Genomic DNA, 17,912 nt, shown 5'->3' on the forward strand with positions numbered 1-17,912 from the left:
TTTTTGGCATCATTTCAGCTCTGTCAGCTTTTTGTGAAGTGGTGAAATGTTCACCCCTTTAGCCACGAACCCCTTGATGCCGGAGGGTTTGCTTTCCCAGATAATCCGGGCTGCGGATTCTGTCGGGAAACGTCCAAATATGCAAGCCCCGGTTCCGGTTAATCTTGCAGGTCCGAATTGTGCAAGCCATTCCAGGCTTCGATGAACCTCAGGATACAGTCTTCGAACTACATCCTCACAGTCGTTTCGGTACCTCGAGGCGTCTCCCTCAAAAGCGGGCGCTATTTTGATTCCGGGGGTATCCCTTGTCAAGCCTTGCTGGGAAAAAATCTCTTTGGTGCTTATATCGCATGGTGGTTTTATAACCACAAACCAGTCTTCAGGGGGATTGGCGTCGGTCAGCCGTTCACCCACACCTTCGCCCCAGGCAGCATGCCCGTGCACGAAGACCGGCACGTCGGCACCCAGGGCCAGGCCCAGCTCTGCCAGCTGGTCGGATGAGCGGTTGAGCCGCCACAGGTGGTTCAGCCCCAGCAGTGTAGTGGCTGCATTGGAGCTGCCGCCGCCCAGGCCTCCCCCGAGGGGTAATTGTTTGTCGATGGTAATACTCACACCGGCAACTGTGTTGTTGGTGGTAGCCGCCAGTTGCCGGGCAGCGCGGACAACGAGGTTGTCCTCATCAGGCACGCCGGGCACGGGTTGCTCCAGCACTATCCGCCTGTCGGTGCGGGGCCTCAGGGTGATCGTGTCGCCATAATCAAGGAACTGAAACAGGGTTTGCAGTTCATGGTAGCCATCCGGGCGCTGGCCAAGGATGTGCAGGAACAGGTTCAGCTTTGCAGGGGAGGGCAGTACCAGGTCGTTCACCAGACTTCCCCGTTGCGCTCGTGCCAGTTGCTTACCACCAGCCTTACACGCTTTTCGCCCTTGACGGCTGTCAGTCGGGCAGGCAGCGGCGGGTAGCCTTCGATGAACGGTTGCCACCGGTCATAGCGGATTTCCCAGCCCTGCTGGCGGATCACGGCAAGCTGCTCCTGGTCATCGAAAAACAGGCGGAAATCACCGTCAGGACCGGGCAGCCCGCGAATCCACCAGGTCAGGCTGTTGATCGGTAGTTGCCAGCCAGTGGCAGCCTCAATCAGGGCTTCCGGATCACCGGACTGATACCGGTCGCCACCAGGGAGGGTGAGTTCTATGAAGCCGGGAACGCCTTCCAGAGTGGTGCGGCCCATGCCCAGGAACGACGAGGACAGGGCCAGTTCGTAGGCTTCCCCGTCCTGCTTCCAGTAATTGATCACGGCAGTACCGCTGTCTGACGGCTGCCTGACGGCAAGTTTCCCGCTGAGCTCCCACTGCTGGAATTGTTGCAGGCGCGCGCGTTCTTCACTCCAGCCCGAAGGGGGTTGCTCTGTCAGGCCTTCCGGCAAAGGATCGACCTGCAGGGAGGTGCAGCCGCCCATGATAAGGGCGGAGAACGTCAGGGCAATGGCCGCTGACCTCACAGGGATTGCTCCCCCGTCAGCCTCTCAACGGTCTCGATCAATATCGGGTGGTCCGGGTCCTGGTCAAAGCCTTCCTCCCAGACAATGCGGGCCTGTTCCTGTTCACCGGTCTTCCACAGTACTTCGCCGAAGTGGGCGGCCACTTCCGGATCGGTAAAGGCCTCCCAGGCGCGGGACAGGTACTCGAGCGCCTTTTCGATTTCGCCCTGTTGATAGAGTACCCAGCCCATGCTGTCGAGGATGGCAGGATTTTCCGGGTCGATCTCCAGTGCCCGCTCAATGTAATCCCGGGCTTCGGCGTAGCGGTCCGAGCGAGTAGTGATGATATAGCCCAGAGCGTTGAGAGCGACAGCATTCTGCGGTTGCTCGTCGATGATCTTTTTCAGGTCTGCCTCTGCCTGCTGTGGCTGGCCCATGGAATCCAGCAGCATGGCCCGTGCGTAGCGGATGCGGACATTGTCCGGGTAGTCTTCCAGCGCTTTGTTGGCGGCTTCCAGCGCCTGCTGGTTCTTTTCCTGGTCCAGCAGCAGGTTGATTTCCAGCAGATGGAAGTTCTCTTCCTGCGCGGGGTTGTTGTTTCGCAACTCACGGATTGCGGCCAGTGCTTTGTCAAGATCGCCCTGTTCCGCCATGAGTTCGCTGGCCCGCGCCAGGGCAGGGAAATAGTAATTACCTTGTTTTACATTGTTGTAGAAGCCGATAGCCTGCTCGGTGTTGTTTTCTTCGTCGGCAATCCGGCCCAGGTAGTAGTGGGCTTCATCAGTGTGATGGCCCTGCTCGATCAGCCGGGTCAGCTCTTCCTCGGCGAGATCGGTCTGGCCATTTTCAAGCGCCACCAGTGCGTGTGAAAGGCGCAGGCCGGGTACGTCGGGGAAACGCCTGACCAGCCTGCTGAATTCATCCTGGGCTGCCTGCAGCTCACCTTCGCCAATCAGCATGCGGCCATAGAGTGTGCCCATCTGGCGGTTGTCGGGAAAGCGCCGGGTGTTGCGCAACAGATGGTCCAGTGCCCGGTGCTTCTCGCCGACCTGGTATAGCAGGTCTCCCTTGAGAACCAGTGCTGGCTGGAAGTCGGGCTCCTCGTCGAGCAGGGGCGCTAGTTTGTCGAGAGCCTGCCGGGGTTCGCCGGTGACCTTCAACAGCAGCGCGATACTGTACTGGAGCTCGGGGTTGTCAGGATGCCGCTGCTCCATCTGCCGGTAGAGCTGCAGCAGTTCCTGTTGTTGCTCTGGTGGCAGGCTGCCGGCCATTGCGGCCAGACTGTCAAAGTCTGCATCGCCGCCCAGGTCCATGATGCGCTCCATATGGCCCAGGGCAGTTTCCAGGTCGTTGTTTTTCACCGCCTGGATAGCGGAGATCCGGTGCGCCTGCATGTTGTCTGGGTCCACGTCCAGCCATAACTCGGCCAGTTTTTGCTGGGCATTGTCGGCGTTGAGGGACTGGGCAATGCGCATGGTTCTCTCGATCACCGCCCTGTCTCGGGATTGCTGCGCCGCTTTCATGTAGTTGACAAGAGTGACATCAAAGCGGCCACGCTGGGCCGCAATCTCGCCCGAGAGGAGCAGATAGAGTTCCTCCGGCTCGAAATCGGCGTAGCGGATTTCCGGTTTCTGATCCTTTTGCGCCGCTGGTTCGGTGTTTGCGGTATCCGCCGGCGACGTGTCGGATTGCTGCTCCTGATCGCCCTGGAGAAAAGCGCAGCCGGACAGGGAAAGCCCGAACAGGCAGGTAACAAGCAGTAATGCAGACTTTTGCATGCAACATCCCATGATCTGTGTACAGTGCACCTGATCGGCCGGGAATGACTCTGGCGGCAGTCTCAGATGTGGCGTAAAGCAACGAGGTTCTATGATGGCACAAGCGCCTGATATTGCCCAACCTGTCAGCAGTTCCCGATATCACTGTGGTTTTGGGTGGCGACAGACGTCCGTGACCGTTAAAATGGCTTTAATACTCCGTCTTCAGGCATAAGGCAGTCTAATCCCGATATGGCACTGGTCACTCTCGGAATCAACCATCGTACCGCACCGGTCGAGTTACGTGAGCGCGTCGCGTTCACTCCCGAGCGAATGGCAGAGGCCTTTGCCGAACTGCGCGCCACTTCTGGTGCCAGCGAGGCTGCCATTCTGTCGACCTGCAACCGCACTGAACTTTACCTTGCCGGTGACGATGATTGTGCGCCCGCCGTGCTGCGTTGGCTTGCGGGATTTCACAGCATGGAGGCAGGGGACCTGGAAGAAGTGCTCTATGTTCACCGGGACTCGGACGCCGTACGCCATATGATGCGGGTTGCCGCCGGCCTGGACTCCATGGTGCTGGGTGAGCCGCAGATTCTGGGTCAGCTCAAGGATGCCTATGCCATGGCCCGCGAGCATGACGCCAGCGGCGCCTTCCTTTCGCGCCTGTTCGAGCATACCTTCTCCGTTGCCAAGCGGATACGCACCCAGACAGCGATCGGCGAGAACCCTGTGTCAGTGGCTTACGCTGCAGTCAGCATGGCTCATCATATTTTTGCAGACATGTCCCGCAACAAGGCGTTGCTGATTGGCGCCGGCAAAACCATTGAACTGGTTTCCCGGCATCTGGCGGATGCCGGCGTAAACAGTTTTCTGGTGGCTAACCGTACCCTGGAACGCGCTCAGGCGCTGGCGGAGCCCCGGGGTGGCAAAGGCATTCTGCTCTCGGAGATTCCCGAGCACCTGGCCGATGTGGATATCATTATTTCGTCCACCGCCAGCCCGTTGCCGATTCTGGGCAAGGGCGCGGTAGAGCGGGCACTGAAAAAGCGCAAGCATCGTCCCTATTTCATGGTGGATATCGCTGTTCCCAGAGATATCGAGCCGGAAGTCAGTTCGCTTGCAGATGTCTACCTCTATACCGTTGATGACCTGCGACAGGTCATTGAAGAGAATGTGCGCTCCCGTGAGGGGGCCGCCCGGGAAGCTGAAAACCTGGTAACTGATGGCGTACAGCAGTTTCTCAGCCAGCTGCGGGCACTTGATGCGGTGTCTACCCTCAAACAGTTCCGCCAGCGCGCAGAAACCCTGCGGGATGCGGAGACCGAGAAGGCGATCCGCGCCCTGCGTAACGGTGCCGACCCGGAGACCGTTTTGCGGGGCATGGCCCGGGGGCTGACCAACAAGCTGCTCCACGAACCCTCCATCCAGGTTCGCAAGGCGACAACGGAAGGCAGAATGGAAGTCACCCAATGGCTCAGAGAGTTGCACCAGCTTGATGCGCTGGATGCCGACGCGCCCATCATCCCGGAAAAACTATGAAGTCATCGATTCAGTCCCGCCTCGAGCAGCTCGCTGACCGCTTCGAGGAAGTCAGCGCGTTGCTGAGTGATCAGGATACTATTGCCAATCAGGATAAATTCCGCGATCTTTCCAGGGAGTTCGCCGAAATTGAGCCCATTGTTCACTGTTTCCAGGCCTGGCAGAAGTCGCGCGAGGATATAGAGGAAGCGACCGAGCTGGCCCGGGATGGCGATGCCGACATGCGGGCCATGGCAGAAGAAGAGTTAACCCTCGCGGAACAGAAAAGCGGGGAACTGGACGAAGAACTCCAGCGCCTGATGCTGCCAAAGGACCCCAATGACAGCAAGAACGTGTTCCTGGAAATTCGTGCCGGAACCGGCGGCGACGAAGCCGCCATCTTTGCCGGCGATCTGTTCAAGATGTACATGCGTTACGCCGAGCGCCGGCGCTGGCAGGTGGAAGTCATCAGTGAAAGTGAAGGCGAACACGGTGGCTACAAGGAAATCATCGTTCGCATTGCCGGTAGCGGCGTTTACGGCGCCCTGAAATTCGAGTCCGGTGCCCACCGCGTGCAACGGGTGCCGGAAACCGAGTCCCAGGGGCGTATCCATACGTCTGCCTGCACGGTGGCCGTAATGCCGGAGGCGGACGAAACCGAGGCCGTCGAGATTAACAAGTCCGACCTGCGGGTGGACACCTTTCGTGCCTCCGGTGCTGGCGGCCAGCATGTCAACAAGACCGACTCCGCCATTCGCATCACCCACATTCCCACGGGTATTGTAGTGGAGTGCCAGGAAGAGCGCTCCCAGCACAAAAACCGGGCCAAGGCGATGAGTTTTCTTGCTTCCCGGCTTCAGAATGAGGAAATCGAGCGGCAGCAGAAAACCATGGCGGCAACGCGCAAAAGCCTGGTGGGCAGTGGTGACCGCTCCGAGCGCATTCGTACCTACAATTTCCCCCAGGGCCGGGTGACTGACCACCGCATCAACCTGACCCTCTACAAGCTGGATGAGGTGATTTCCGGTGACCTGGATGCTGTCATCGCGCCCCTCCAGCAGGAACACCAGGCCGACCTTCTGGCCTCGCTGGCTGATGAGTGACTCAGCTTTATCCTGTGAGGCGCTGTTGAAAGACGCCGCTGCGCTTATCGGCGGCGAAACCCCGCGCCTTGATGCCGAGTTATTGCTCAGTCATGTGACCGGCTCGTCCCGGACCAGTTTCCGAGCCTGGCCCGACCGTGAGGTGGGTGTCGTTGAAGTAGCCCGCTTTTGTGCGCTTGTAGATCAGCGTTGTGAAGGCCATCCGGTGGCACACCTGCTGGGCGAACAGGAATTCTGGTCGCTGCCATTGAAGGTGACCCCCTTCACACTCATCCCCCGGCCCGACACCGAGTGCCTGGTAGAGGCCGCGCTGCTACTGGATTTGCCAGAGAGCGCCAAGGTGCTCGATCTGGGCACGGGCACGGGTGCCATCGCGCTGGCCCTGGCCAGTGAACGGCCGGGTTGGCAGGTTGCCGCCTGTGACGCCGTCACCGAAGCCGTGGACCTGGCAACCGAAAATGCCACCCGCCTGGGCCTGCCGGTGACGGTTGCGCGCAGCGACTGGTTTGCGGATTTGCCAGCCGGCTCTTTTGATCTGATCATTTCCAATCCCCCCTACATTGCTGGCAACGATGTCCACCTGGCCGAGGGCGACGTACGGTTTGAGCCAGAGTCGGCACTGGTGGCCGGCGACGACGGCCTGGATGATATCCGGCGGATTACAGCCGGGGCCCCAGCCAGGCTCTCAGCCGGTGGCTGGCTGATACTGGAACATGGCTATGAACAGGGCGAAGCAGTGCAGCGGCTTTTCAGTAATGCGGGATTGACCGATGTGGAAACCCGCCAGGACTACGGCCGCCGTGACCGACTTACCATTGGGAGAAAGCATCGTGCTGAATGATGAAGAACTGCTGCGTTACAGCCGCCAGATACTGATGCCCCGGTTCGACATTGCCGGTCAGGCCAGGTTGAAGTCCGCACAGGTTCTGGTCGTTGGCGCAGGTGGCCTGGGCTGCCCGGTAGCCCTGTATCTGGGCGCTGCCGGCGTTGGCCATCTGACTCTGGTCGATGATGACAAAGTAGAAGTAGCCAACCTGCAGCGCCAGATCGCGTTCGAGCAGTTTGATCTTGGCGAATCCAAGGCCGAACGTCTGGCAGACCGTGTACGACGGATTAATCCGGAGGTTTCCGTAACTGCATTGCCCCAGCGGCTTGAAGGAAACGAACTGCAGCGGCAGGTCAAGTCGGTAACCCTGGTCATCGACTGCACCGACAACTTCAGTACCCGCTTTGCCCTCAACCGCGCCTGTGTTTCGGCTCGCGTGCCGTTGATATCGGGTGCGGCCATCCGCGGCGAGGGGCAGTTGGCCGTTTACGACGTTCGGGATGCGGCAAGCCCCTGCTATCACTGCCTTTATTCCGAACAGGGAAACGAAGACCTCAGCTGTTCTGAAGCCGGGGTGATTGGCCCTCTGGTGGGCATGATCGGAGCCTCCCAGGCGATGGAAGCCATCAAGGTAATTACCGGTATTGGCAAGTCACTGACAGGCCGATTACTGATCCTTGATGCCTGGGAAATGGAATGGCGGGAAATGAAACTGACACGAGACCCGGGTTGTCCGGTCTGCTCAGGCCTTTAGCGTTGGGAGCTGGAGCCAGCGGGCAGGCCCTGCCAAAACACGCTGTGAATACATCCCTGTACGCTCGGCTCCGCCATCCATGGCTCCGCACGGTTTTGCAGAGCCTGCCCGCTGGTTCCCCCTAGCTCTTCAGTGCCTGAAACTTTGAAATTGCCTCCTTTCTGCTTTCTTTGAGGTCAACGATAGGTCGTGGATATCCTCCGGGAATAACACCGCCCGCCCAGGGCTGGTGAATCCGTTTGTTATCCAGCTTTGCCAGCTCATGAACGTATTCGCGGATAAACTCGCCGTCCGGATCGAACCGTTGGCTCTGGGTGGCCGGATTGAACACCCGGAAATAAGGCGCGGAATCAGTGCCGGTGGAAGCGCTCCACTGCCAGCCGCCGTTGTTGGAAGCCAGAAACCCGTCTACCAGTTTTGACATGAAATAGGCTTCACCGAGTCGCCAGTCGATAAACAGGTTTTTGGTGAGGAACATGGCCGTGATCATCCGCAGCCGGTTATGCATCCAGCCAGTCCGGTTTAACTGACGCATGGCTGCATCCACAATGGGGATGCCGGTATTGCCGGTTTTCCAGGCTTCGAAATTTTCTCCGGGGGTATTCCACTGCAGGGCCTCGGTCTCTGGCTTGAAGGCCCGGTGCATGCTTACCCTCGGGTAGTGGTAGAGAATATTGATGTAGAAGTCGCGCCAGGCGATTTCGTTGGTCCAGGTGGCCAGGCCCTCCTGGTTGCCGCCCATGCCCTGATGCTGGCGGGCGGCGATCAGGCATTGCCTGCCTGACAGTACACCGTTGGCGAGGTAGGGTGAGAGCAGGCTGGTGCCGTCCACTGAGGGCAGGTCGCGAAGATTCCTGTAGTCACCCGCGCGATTGTCCAGGAACGCCTGCAGCTGGTGATGGGCCGCGTCTTCGCCGGTCTTCACCAGCGGGGGTGGAGGGCTATCGAATCCTTCGGGGGGCTCGTCATAGCTGGCGGCCGCGACGACATCTCCGACGGGTTCTGGAACAGGGAGCAGGGTTGGCTGAGCCGCGTCTATCCAGCTGCGCCAGCGGCGGGAGAAGGGCGTGAACACGGAATAGGGCTCTTCCTGCTGGGTCAGGATGCTGCCAACGGGTGCCACGGTCTGATCGCGGTACTTGTTCACTGCGATGCCGTCGGTGTCGAAGGACTGTTTGAGGGTTTTGTCCCTGCGTCTTTCGTTAACTCCGTATTCCTCGTTGAAGTGAACATGCCGGATACTCTCGCGCCGGCAGAAATCCTTCAGCTTTTCAATGCTGTCCGTAAAGGTTGTGGCGGTGATAAACGACAGCGCAATGCCCAGTCCGGCCAGCTCCTCCGACAGCGCGTTGGCGTGATCCAGCACGAAACGGACACGCGCGGGTGACCAGTCGTGCGCGCGCCACTGCTGCGGAGTCACGATAAAGCAGGCGCGTACTGGTTGCTGCTGTTTACAGGCAGCGGTAAGCGCCGCGTTATCGGCTACGCGCAGGTCGTTTCGGAACCAGACGAGCTGAGTCATTGTGCTTCCTGTATCCGGTGTGGGTTTGATGGCGGCGGATGGATATTCGCTGGAACATGCTGATTGGATTATAGTTAATGACAGAAATCATGGACAAAGAGCCGGAAACCGCAACCAGCAAGGGAGAACCGGATGCCGACAAGAACGGATGAAGCCGCCAAAGCCGGCCGAGTACCGAATACCGACGGAAAACTGGCCCTGGGCTGGCGTGAATGGGTTGCCTTGCCGGAGTTTGACATTTCCCGCATCAAGGCAAAAGTAGATACTGGCGCCCGTACTTCGTGCCTCCACACTTTCCGGACGGAGCCCTATACCGAGAATGGCGAGCGCCGGGTCCGCTTCTGGGTTCATCCGGTGCAGAATGATCTGCAACATGTAGTGGAATGCGATGCGCTGGTGCTGGATGAACGCAACGTGTCGGACTCCGGAGGCCACAAAGAGCTGCGGCTGGTGATTGAAACCCGTCTGGTACTCGGCGATACCGAGTGGCCTATTGAAATGACCTTGACCAACCGTGACTCCATGCGTTTTCGTATGCTGCTTGGCCGCACGGCAATGGCCGGGCGCGCCATTGTACTTCCTGAATGCTCATATCTTGCCGGTGAACCGGCCCTAAGGACGAAAAAATGAAGATTGCGATTCTGTCGCGTAACCGTCATCTCTACTCGACACGTCGTCTGGTGGAAGAGGGCGTTAACCGGGGCCATGAAGTGAAGGTGATTGACTGCCTGCACTGCTCCATGAACATTACCTCCGCAGACCCGAGAATCCACTACCACGAAGAAGTACTGGAAGACTTTGATGTAGTGGTTCCCCGTATTGGTGCGTCGGTAACCTTCTACGGCACCGCGGTGTTGCGGCAATTCGAGATGATGGGCGTTTTCCCGGTCAACGAGTCTGTGGCCATTACCCGTTCCCGTGACAAGCTGCGTTCACTGCAGCTGCTGGCCCGGAAGGGCGTGGGCATGCCGGTGACCGGCTTCGCCAACAAACCGGATAACGTGCCGGAACTGCTGAAAATGGTGGGTGGTGCGCCGGTTGTGATCAAGTTGCTACAGGGCACCCAGGGCATCGGCGTGGTGCTGGCGGAAACCCGCAAGGCTGCCGAAAGCGTGATTGAGGCCTTTATGGGCCTGAAAGCCGACATTCTGGTGCAGGAGTTCATCAAGGAAGCCGGCGGCGCCGATATCCGCTGTTTTGTTATTGGTGACAAGGTGATTGCAGCCATGAAGCGCCAGGGTGGCGAAGGAGAATTCCGTTCCAACCTGCACCGGGGGGGCACTGCATCACTGATTCGCATCACACCGGAAGAGCGTCGCACAGCGATTACTGCGGCCAAGTCCATGGGGCTGAACGTGGCAGGTGTGGATCTGCTGCGCTCCAGCCGCGGCCCCCTGGTGATGGAGGTAAATTCCTCGCCGGGCCTGGAAGGTATTGAAAACGCCACCGGCAAGAACGTGGCTGGCATGATCATGACCTGGACCGAAAAGAACCAGCAGCCCTGGAAGACGCGCACCAAGGGGAGGGGCTGAGATGGCCGCCAGGGCGCCCTTTATCATGGCCGGCAACGAAATCGGGGCTGGCACCCGGCAGACGGTGGAAATACCGGTTGCCAAGCTGTATACCCATACGCCGCTCCATGTTCCTGTCGAAGTGGTACATGGTCGGCGCGGCGGCCCGGTACTGATGGTGTGCGGTGCGATTCACGGGGATGAAATCAACGGTGTAGAGATTGTGCGCCGGGTGCTGACCAATTCCGCCCTGCGTCACCTGCGGGGCACACTGGTGGCGGTGCCGATCGTCAATATCTTCGGCTTCGTGCAACGTACCCGCTACCTGCCGGACCGCCGTGATCTGAACCGCTGTTTCCCGGGAAGTGAATCCGGCTCCCTGGGCGGGCGCATCGCCTACCTGCTACGCACCCAGATCATGGAAAATGTCACCCATATTATCGACTTGCACACCGGAGCCATACACCGTTTCAATCTGCCGCAGATTCGCGCCGAGCTGAAGAACCCGGAAACCATCCGCATGGCGGAAGCGTTCGGGGCGCCGATTATCATCAATGCCAGCCTGCGGGAAGGCAGCCTGCGGGCCTACGCTGATTCCCAGGATATTCCGGTGGTGACCTTCGAGGGCGGTGAAGCCCTGCGGTTTGACGATGTAGTAATCTCAAGCGGCGTGAAAGGTGTGATCCGGGTGATGCGGGAACTGGAAATGATACCCGCAAAGAAAGGTCCCAAGGCACCAAGAAAGCGCTCGGAAACCGCTGCCAACTCTCAGTGGGTAAGGACAGATACAGACGGCATCATGCGCCCCGTGGCAAGCCTGGGCCAGAAGGTACGCAAAGGCCAGAAACTGGCCATGGTGGCAGACCCGTTTGGAGAGTCCGAAACCGCCGTACTTTCACCCTGCTCCGGCATTGTGATCTGTGTAAACAATCTGCCACTGGTTAACGAGGGTGAGGCGATCTATCACATCGCCCGGTTCGATGAACTGAGCGAGGCAGAAAAGGCCATGGATTATTTTCGCAGCAGCTACGAAGGGGATGTGGGCGACGATATGATTCCCGTTCACCCCTGGGACGACCGGCAGAGATAATGAAGGGACACTAACCATGATCTGGGATCAGACCTTTATCGAACTGGCGCCCCTGCCGAGGGGGTTCCACCTGGTCACCAACGAAATTCTGGCCCAGGCGCCCGCGCTGCAGAATTGTGAGGTGGGGCTGCTGCACCTGTTCATCCAGCATACCTCGGCCTCCCTGGCCATCAACGAAAATGCCGATCCGGACGTGCGCGGTGACCTGGAGCGGCATTTCAACGCGATGGTGCCGGAGAATGCCCCCCACTATGAGCACACCATGGAAGGCCCCGATGATATGCCTGCCCACATCAAGAGCGTTCTGGTAGGCCCGTCGCTCACCATTCCGGTGAATGACGGGCACCTGGCTCTGGGCACCTGGCAGGGAATCTATCTGTGCGAGCACCGTGATAACGCCGGTAGCCGACGCATTGTGGCGACACTCCAGGGGCGGTAATGAGCCCCCCTGTAAGGGTCGCCAGGAACCCTGAAATCAAAGATTGGCTTCGGCATACTCTGCCAGCACCGACCTTGGCACACCCTGCAAGTGGATATGCCCGCCATGACGGAAGGTCTTGAAGCGTTCGGTCATGTAGGTCAGGCCCGAGCTCAGGGCGCTCAGGTACGGCGTGTCGATCTGCGCGAGATTGCCCAGGCAGATCACTTTGGAGCCATTGCCGGCGCGGGTGATAATGGTCTTGATCTGGTGCGGTGTCAGGTTCTGGGATTCGTCGATGATGATCAGGCTGTGCTGGAAGCTGCGACCGCGGATGTAATTCATGGACTTGAAGTGCAGAGGCACCTTGCTGAGGATGTAATCCACACTTGCGGTCATGTTCTCGTCATCTTCGTGGAGAGCTTCCAGGTTGTCCACGATGGCGCCCAGCCAGGGTTCCATTTTCTCGGCCTCGGTGCCGGGCAGGAAGCCGATATCCTCGTCAAGACCCTGGGTACTGCGGGTGGCAATAATCCGTTTGTAGATCTTGCTGGCAACCGTCATCTCGATACAGGCGGCCAGTGCCAGTATGGTTTTGCCGGAACCGGCGGAACCGGTAAGGTTTACAAGGTGGATGTCCGGGTCCAGCAGCAGGTTCAGGGCGATGGCCTGGTAGATATCCCGTGGCACCAGGCCCCAGACTTCCTCGTTCATCAGGTCATGCTGGTACAGGTCACGAATAATAATCCGGTCGTCGCTGACATCGGACACCTTGCCGACAAAGCCCTGTTCGTCAATCACAAACTCGTTGATGGTCAGTTTGGCCAGGTCGCCCTCTCGGCGCAGAAGGTGCTCGGTGATGCCTTCCCGCTGGACGGTTTCCACTTTCTCGATAGTATCCCAGAAAGAGTTGGGGAATTCCTTGTAGCCCTTGGGCAGCAGGTCGATGTCGTCCAGCAGCATGTCGTTGTGGTAGTCCTGGGCTTCCACGCCGAAGCCGCGGGCTTTCAGCCGCATGTTGATGTCTTTGCTGACAAGGATGATATCCCGGGACTTGTGACGGGACTGCAGAGCCGCCAGGGTGTTGATAATCTTGTTGTCGTTGAGATGCTCCGGCAGGCCGTGGTTATCCTGGTGTTCGGTGCTCATCAGTATTGACAGGGCCCCCAGGGGTTCTGCCTTTTTTGCGCGCACGATGGGAACGCCTTTCTCGATTTCTCCCGGGCTGGCGTCGCCCAGCAATTTATCAATATTGCGAATCGCCTGGCGGCAGTCAGCGGCGACCGCCTGCTTGCCGGATTTAAGGCTGTCGAGTTCTTCGAGGACCGTCATCGGGATGATGACATCGTGTTCTTCAAAATTCAGGAGGGCGTTCGGGTCGTGGATGAGGACGTTGGTGTCGAGGACATACATCTTTCTGCGAGCCTGCGGTGCTCTTGGCATAGGGTGCGATACCTCTCTGGTCAGCCGTTACCGGCACAGCGGTTGGTGAGCTCCTGGTCGGAGATCAGTTTGAGCATGTCGTACGTGGTCACAATTCCGGTGATCTTCTGATCTCTGGTAATGAAAATCCGGTGAAGGTGTTCACGCATCATGATATCGGCAATGTCGCGCACAGGCGTTTGCTCGTCAACCGATAAAACGATGGGGGTCATGATATCCCGAACTTCCACCGGCACCTTGCCCATTTCCTCAAAGAGGACCATGCGCAGACGCCTGGCTTCCTGTTCCTCTTCCGGGGTCATACGGGTATCGGTTTCAGGCCGGCTGGCGTTCCAGCGGAATTCGGTGATGTCCTTGAGGGTAGCAATGCCGACTATCTGACCGGATTCATCAGTAACCGGGCTGCCGGTGATCTCGTTGTCGGTGAGGAATCTTGCCAGCCGGTCCATCGTCCATGACTGGGGCACGGCCTTTATGTTCGGGGTCATGATCTCGTAAGCGAGAACGGTCATTGACGATTCGGCTCCGTTAACAGGTCCTTTGTAAAGAGCTTAACTGTTACTGCCTGGCTAGTCATCCTCTCATTGGGTTTTGACGACCACATCCGCCAACCCGGCATTGTGATCAACGCCTGCAGCCAGTGAGCCGGGATTGATCACCGAATGCCGGGGCCGGTTACTTCTCCGGCAGCGTGACGTTCAGCTCCAGCACCGAGCAACTGTCGTTACGGTCGACTTCCACCTGAACCATATCGTCACTGATCTGGACATACTTGCGGATAACCTCAAGCAGCTCTTTCTGCAGTGCCGGCAGGTAGTCGGGCTGTTCACGCTGGCCCCGCTCATGGGCAACGATGATCTGAAGCCGTTCTTTGGCAACGCTGGCGGTCCGGTTGTCCTTCTTGCTCTTGAAATAATCGAAGAAACTCATCCGTCAGCCCCCCTTGAACATCCGTGAGAAGAAACCCTTTTTCTGGGACGACATAAAGCGGTGCTCGCGCTCTTCACCCAGCAGACGGGCGACGGCATCTTCATAGGCCTGTCCGGCGTCACTGTCTTCCTCGAGAATCACCGGAAGCCCCTGGTTGGAAGCGTTCAGTACAATCTGGGATTCCGGAATCACGCCCAGCAGGGGAATGGCGAGGATTTCCTCCACGTCCGCCACGGACAGCATCTCGCCCCTGTTTACCCGGTCCGGGTTGTAGCGGGTAAGCAACAGGTGTTCCTTGACCGGGTCCTGGCCCATTTCTGCGCGCCGGGACTTGCTTTGAAGAATGCCAAGAATCCGGTCCGAGTCCCGCACCGAGGACACTTCCGGGTTGGTGACCACCACGGCTTCGTCGGCATAGTAGAGCGCCATCAGGGCACCGTGCTCAATGCCGGCGGGCGAATCGCAGACAATGTAGTCAAACCGCTCGGACAGTTCGTTGATCACCTTTTCAACGCCCTCTTTGGTGAGGGCTTCCTTCTCCCGGGTCTGGGAGGCCGGCAGGATATAGAGGGTATCAACGCGCTTGTCCCGGATCAGGGCCTGGTTGAGTGTGGCTTCGCCCTGGATCACGTTTACGAAGTCGTACACCACCCTGCGCTCGCAGTTCATGATGAGATCCAGGTTGCGCAGGCCCACATCAAAATCGATGACCACGGTCTTGTGGCCACGTTTGGCCAGCCCGGTGCTGATAGAGGCGCTGGTTGTGGTTTTACCTACGCCACCTTTTCCTGAGGTAACGACAATGATTCTAGCCAAGGTTGCATTCCTGTTTTGCGGTGGATTCGTCGTTTTCCCCGCCTGGACGGGTAGTTACGTTCTGATCAGGCCTTTTCCAGTGGCGTTACCACCAGCAGGTCATCCCTGAGCTGGATCTGTACGGCCGTTTTCCAGCCGTTGTCCTGAAGATCTTCAGAGATTTTATAGTGTCCGGCGATGGACACAAGCTCTGCTTCAAGAGACTGGCAGAATACTCTTGCGTGTTCGGAACCGTGAATACCCGCCAGAGCCCGTCCACGTAGTGGTCCATAGACATGGACGTTGCCCGCTGCCAGCACTTCGGCACCGGCCTGTACCGGCGCCAATACAATCAGGTCACCAGCGGGGGCGTAAACCTGCTGGCCGGAGCGTACCGGCTGGTTGATGATTTTTGCCGGTGCCGGTTCGCGATGGCTTTCGACCCTTGCCGGTGTCGGGCTGTCTGCGGCCCCGGTTGTCTCAGCCTCCGGCACGGTGTCTATTTCCCGGTCGCGCTGGTTGCCGCCGGGAAGCAGCGCCAGGGAGGCTCCCCGTGCCAGCCGCCGCTGGTCGTCGTTACCGCCGCGCACGCCAATCACGTGGATACTGTAACGGCGGCAGGTGCCGATAATCTTGAAAAAATCCAGTTCGCTGCTCAGGCCCTCGTATTTCTCAAGGCTGATGATCAGTGGAATATCCTTGAAGAAACCGGGCGCCTGGCTGATCTTGTCCCGCAGGGTACTTTCAAATTCCCCGTCGTCAAAAAAATAGAGTTCCAGTGCAGTCATCGACACGCTGGCACTCTTGAGCTGGAAACAGTGTTTTACCCCGGGTATGGCGGTTTCGCTCATGGCTGGGTCTCTTCCGTGGTGTCGTCCTGGGTGGTGGTCGGGCGCTTGCGAAGCGCCGGACCTTCAAAGCGGATGCCGGACCAGCCGGTTCCCATGAACTGGCGGATGTTGCCGTGGCTGTCGCCTGCCGGCTCATCCAGAACCTGCCGGTAATGCTGCGCAAACAGCCGCAACGTATCGGCCTCGGTCAGACTGCAATACTGTGCCAGGGAAAAAACCCGGCAGGAGCCGGCATTCTCGCCAGCGCTGTTGTACAGGGGGCCATTGTGGAACCCGGTAGGCTCGTATTCAAAAAAACGGTCGATCAGGGCCAGGGTATCCTCAAAGTCGCCATGGCCCGCGTCTACAGACGCCAGATGTATGCGAACCGCATCACCGGGGTTCATGCGCCGTGATCCTTTTTGGGCCCTTGCTGATACCGGGCTTTCCACTGCTCGTAAGGCATTCCGTAAATGATCTCGCGAGCCTGTGGATCTGACAGCTCGAATCCTCTTTCGGTTGCTTCCGCGCGATACCACTTGGAGAGACAGTTGCGGCAGAATCCTGCCAGGTCCATCAGGTCAATGTTCTGCACCTCGGTGTGTTCCCGCAGGTGACTGACCAGTTTTCGGAATGCGGCGGCTTCGATTTCCGTCTGTGTTTGTGCTGGTATAGGGTTTGTCATGATCGCTTGCACCGGTTTCTGGAGTTGCGGTTGAAAATTCTTGTGTAGAGTTCCTGCTCCTGCCTGAGAGCTCCTGACATTCTCGGCATGTTACCGTAAGATACAAGGCTGTACATATGTACAGATAATTTACCTGATTGAAGAGACATGGCCCAGCGCAAGATTATCCATGTAGATTGCGACTGCTTTTACGCCGCCGTGGAAATGCGGGACGACCCCTCATTGAGTGAGGTTCCGTTAGCGGTGGGCGGTGAAGGTGGACGCGGTGTGGTGACTACCTGCAATTACAGGGCGAGGGCTTTCGGGGTGCGTTCCGCCATGCCGGGTGGTGAGGCCCGGCGCCTGTGCCCGGGGCTGGTTACAGTGCCGACGGATATGGCCCGATACCGGGCAGTGTCGAAACAGGTCATGGCCATATTGCGGGAGCTGACCGAACTGGTAGAGCCGCTGTCCCTGGACGAAGCATTTCTCGACGTCAGCGAAGTGAGCGAGCACAAGGGCAGTGCCACCCTGATGGCACAGCATCTGCGGCAGCGGGTTAAGGAGGAAGTGGGCATCACCATTTCCGCCGGTGTGGCCCCGAACAAGTTCCTGGCAAAGATTGCCAGCGACTGGAAAAAACCCGACGGCCTGTTTGTGATTCGCCCGGAGGACGTCGACAGCTTCGTTAAGGATCTCAGGATTGAAAAGCTGTTCGGGGTGGGGCAGGTAACTGCCGGCAAGCTTCACGCGCTGGGCGCTGCGACTTGCGGCGACCTGCAGAACATTCCTGCCGATGTCCTGCTGGAAAAATTTGGCAAACAGGGATATCGGCTGCGGGAAATGGCTTACGGCCGGGACGACCGCGATGTGGTGGTGTCTCGCATTGCCAAGTCCGTCAGCGTGGAGCGTACCTTTTCCCAGGATCTGCCGGACAAGCGTGCCTGCGAGTCGGTGATGGCATCACTGGTGGCCGACCTGAACCTGAGGCTGAGCCGCAAGGCCGCCCGCAAACCCATTCACAAGCTGTTTATCAAGATCCGCTACAGCGACTTTTCCACCCATACCCTGGAGCGGGTTCGTGAACAGATCCGGGAGCCGGCCATGGACGATTACCAGCCTTTACTGGATGAGCTGGTCAGCAATACCGAGCGTCCCGTGCGCTTGCTGGGACTGGGAGTGAGGTTTCGCAGTGATGAATCGCCGGTTATGCAGTTGCGGCTATTTGACTGAAGACACCGTACAGTATGAAAAATCCGGCGTGACA

Annotated in this window: 20 protein-coding genes; 9 read left to right on the plus strand and 11 right to left on the minus strand. The window is 58.6% G+C overall.

All coding sequences use genetic code 11. The features are described 5' to 3' along the window. Window positions 1–9: 9 nt before the first annotated feature. From ispE to DIT72_RS10930, 3 genes are read right to left on the minus strand one after another with little or no spacing between them, the layout of a single operon-like run. Window positions 10–870, minus strand: coding sequence for a 4-(cytidine 5'-diphospho)-2-C-methyl-D-erythritol kinase (gene ispE, locus DIT72_RS10920; RefSeq protein ID WP_135955486.1), 861 nt, complete (start codon window positions 868–870; stop codon window positions 10–12). Then, window positions 864–1,508 carry a lipoprotein insertase outer membrane protein LolB gene (gene lolB / locus DIT72_RS10925; protein ID WP_407657978.1) on the minus strand — a complete coding sequence of 215 codons (645 nt, stop codon included), beginning with the start codon at window positions 1,506–1,508 and terminating at the stop codon, window positions 864–866. Before lolB ends, ispE begins: the two co-directional genes overlap by 7 nt. Beyond that, window positions 1,499–3,259: a tetratricopeptide repeat protein gene (locus DIT72_RS10930; protein WP_135955280.1), complete on the minus strand. Its 1,761-nt coding sequence runs from the start codon at window positions 3,257–3,259 to the stop codon at window positions 1,499–1,501. Before DIT72_RS10930 ends, lolB begins: the two co-directional genes overlap by 10 nt. Window positions 3,260–3,490: 231 nt before the next feature. Here DIT72_RS10930 and hemA point away from each other — a divergent pair, with 231 nt between their 5' ends. The 4 genes from hemA to DIT72_RS10950 are packed head-to-tail and all read left to right on the plus strand — an operon-like array spanning window position 3,491 to window position 7,442. After that, window positions 3,491–4,780: a glutamyl-tRNA reductase gene (hemA, locus tag DIT72_RS10935; RefSeq protein ID WP_135955281.1), complete on the plus strand. Its 1,290-nt coding sequence runs from the start codon at window positions 3,491–3,493 to the stop codon at window positions 4,778–4,780. After that, window positions 4,777–5,862, plus strand: coding sequence for a peptide chain release factor 1 (gene prfA / locus DIT72_RS10940; RefSeq protein ID WP_135955282.1), 1,086 nt, complete (start codon window positions 4,777–4,779; stop codon window positions 5,860–5,862). Before hemA ends, prfA begins: the two co-directional genes overlap by 4 nt. Beyond that, complete coding sequence (gene prmC / locus DIT72_RS10945; RefSeq protein ID WP_169450011.1) at window positions 5,855–6,703, plus strand: peptide chain release factor N(5)-glutamine methyltransferase; 849 nt, start codon at window positions 5,855–5,857, stop codon at window positions 6,701–6,703. The genes prfA and prmC overlap by 8 nt, the downstream gene beginning before the upstream one ends. Further along, window positions 6,693–7,442 carry a HesA/MoeB/ThiF family protein gene (locus tag DIT72_RS10950; RefSeq protein WP_135955488.1) on the plus strand — a complete coding sequence of 250 codons (750 nt, stop codon included), beginning with the start codon at window positions 6,693–6,695 and terminating at the stop codon, window positions 7,440–7,442. Before prmC ends, DIT72_RS10950 begins: the two co-directional genes overlap by 11 nt. Before the next feature lie 121 nt (window positions 7,443–7,563). Here the strand turns inward: DIT72_RS10950 and phrB are convergent, their stop codons facing one another. Further along, window positions 7,564–8,964: a deoxyribodipyrimidine photo-lyase gene (gene phrB / locus DIT72_RS10955; RefSeq protein ID WP_135955283.1), complete on the minus strand. Its 1,401-nt coding sequence runs from the start codon at window positions 8,962–8,964 to the stop codon at window positions 7,564–7,566. Between the two features lie 132 nt (window positions 8,965–9,096). Between phrB and DIT72_RS10960 the strand changes: the two genes are divergently transcribed. From DIT72_RS10960 to DIT72_RS10975, 4 genes are read left to right on the plus strand one after another with little or no spacing between them, the layout of a single operon-like run. Then, window positions 9,097–9,594, plus strand: a complete 498-nt coding sequence (locus DIT72_RS10960) for an ATP-dependent zinc protease family protein (RefSeq protein WP_135955284.1) — start codon at window positions 9,097–9,099, stop codon at window positions 9,592–9,594. After that, on the plus strand, window positions 9,591–10,496 hold the full coding sequence (rimK, locus tag DIT72_RS10965) for a 30S ribosomal protein S6--L-glutamate ligase (RefSeq protein WP_135955285.1): 906 nt from the start codon (window positions 9,591–9,593) through the stop codon (window positions 10,494–10,496). The genes DIT72_RS10960 and rimK overlap by 4 nt, the downstream gene beginning before the upstream one ends. Before the next feature lies 1 nt (window position 10,497). Continuing rightward, the gene (locus DIT72_RS10970; RefSeq protein ID WP_135955286.1) at window positions 10,498–11,565 is read left to right on the plus strand and encodes a succinylglutamate desuccinylase/aspartoacylase family protein; all 1,068 of its coding nucleotides are present in this window, start codon (window positions 10,498–10,500) and stop codon (window positions 11,563–11,565) included. A 16-nt stretch (window positions 11,566–11,581) separates the two neighbouring features. Continuing rightward, complete coding sequence (locus DIT72_RS10975) at window positions 11,582–12,004, plus strand: secondary thiamine-phosphate synthase enzyme YjbQ (protein ID WP_135955287.1); 423 nt, start codon at window positions 11,582–11,584, stop codon at window positions 12,002–12,004. 36 nt (window positions 12,005–12,040) lie between these two features. On the opposite strand, the gene DIT72_RS10980 is transcribed toward DIT72_RS10975, so the two are convergent. The 7 genes from DIT72_RS10980 to DIT72_RS11010 form a co-directional block, all read right to left on the minus strand. Continuing rightward, window positions 12,041–13,426: a PhoH family protein gene (locus tag DIT72_RS10980; RefSeq protein ID WP_206081095.1), complete on the minus strand. Its 1,386-nt coding sequence runs from the start codon at window positions 13,424–13,426 to the stop codon at window positions 12,041–12,043. A 20-nt stretch (window positions 13,427–13,446) separates the two neighbouring features. Then, a complete protein-coding gene (locus DIT72_RS10985) occupies window positions 13,447–13,938 on the minus strand; it encodes a CBS domain-containing protein (RefSeq protein ID WP_135955288.1) in 492 nt (163 codons plus the stop codon). Window positions 13,939–14,101: 163 nt separating this feature from the next. Beyond that, complete coding sequence (gene minE, locus DIT72_RS10990; RefSeq protein WP_114613454.1) at window positions 14,102–14,356, minus strand: cell division topological specificity factor MinE; 255 nt, start codon at window positions 14,354–14,356, stop codon at window positions 14,102–14,104. Between the two features lie 3 nt (window positions 14,357–14,359). Next, window positions 14,360–15,172, minus strand: a complete 813-nt coding sequence (gene minD / locus DIT72_RS10995) for a septum site-determining protein MinD (protein WP_135955289.1) — start codon at window positions 15,170–15,172, stop codon at window positions 14,360–14,362. 65 nt (window positions 15,173–15,237) lie between these two features. Then, window positions 15,238–16,002 (minus strand): septum site-determining protein MinC, encoded by a 765-nt coding sequence (gene minC / locus DIT72_RS11000; RefSeq protein ID WP_135955290.1) that lies wholly within the window; start codon window positions 16,000–16,002, stop codon window positions 15,238–15,240. Next, the gene (locus DIT72_RS11005; protein ID WP_135955291.1) at window positions 15,999–16,388 is read right to left on the minus strand and encodes a HopJ type III effector protein; all 390 of its coding nucleotides are present in this window, start codon (window positions 16,386–16,388) and stop codon (window positions 15,999–16,001) included. The genes minC and DIT72_RS11005 overlap by 4 nt, the downstream gene beginning before the upstream one ends. After that, window positions 16,385–16,666 carry a DUF1244 domain-containing protein gene (locus DIT72_RS11010; protein WP_135955292.1) on the minus strand — a complete coding sequence of 94 codons (282 nt, stop codon included), beginning with the start codon at window positions 16,664–16,666 and terminating at the stop codon, window positions 16,385–16,387. Before DIT72_RS11010 ends, DIT72_RS11005 begins: the two co-directional genes overlap by 4 nt. 147 nt (window positions 16,667–16,813) lie before the next feature. Between DIT72_RS11010 and dinB the strand changes: the two genes are divergently transcribed. After that, window positions 16,814–17,878, plus strand: coding sequence for a DNA polymerase IV (gene dinB / locus DIT72_RS11015; RefSeq protein WP_135955293.1), 1,065 nt, complete (start codon window positions 16,814–16,816; stop codon window positions 17,876–17,878). The last annotated feature ends 34 nt before the right edge of the window (window positions 17,879–17,912 follow it).

The organism is Marinobacter orientalis (genome assembly GCF_004792665.1).
GTDB lineage: Bacteria > Pseudomonadota > Gammaproteobacteria > Pseudomonadales > Oleiphilaceae > Marinobacter > Marinobacter orientalis.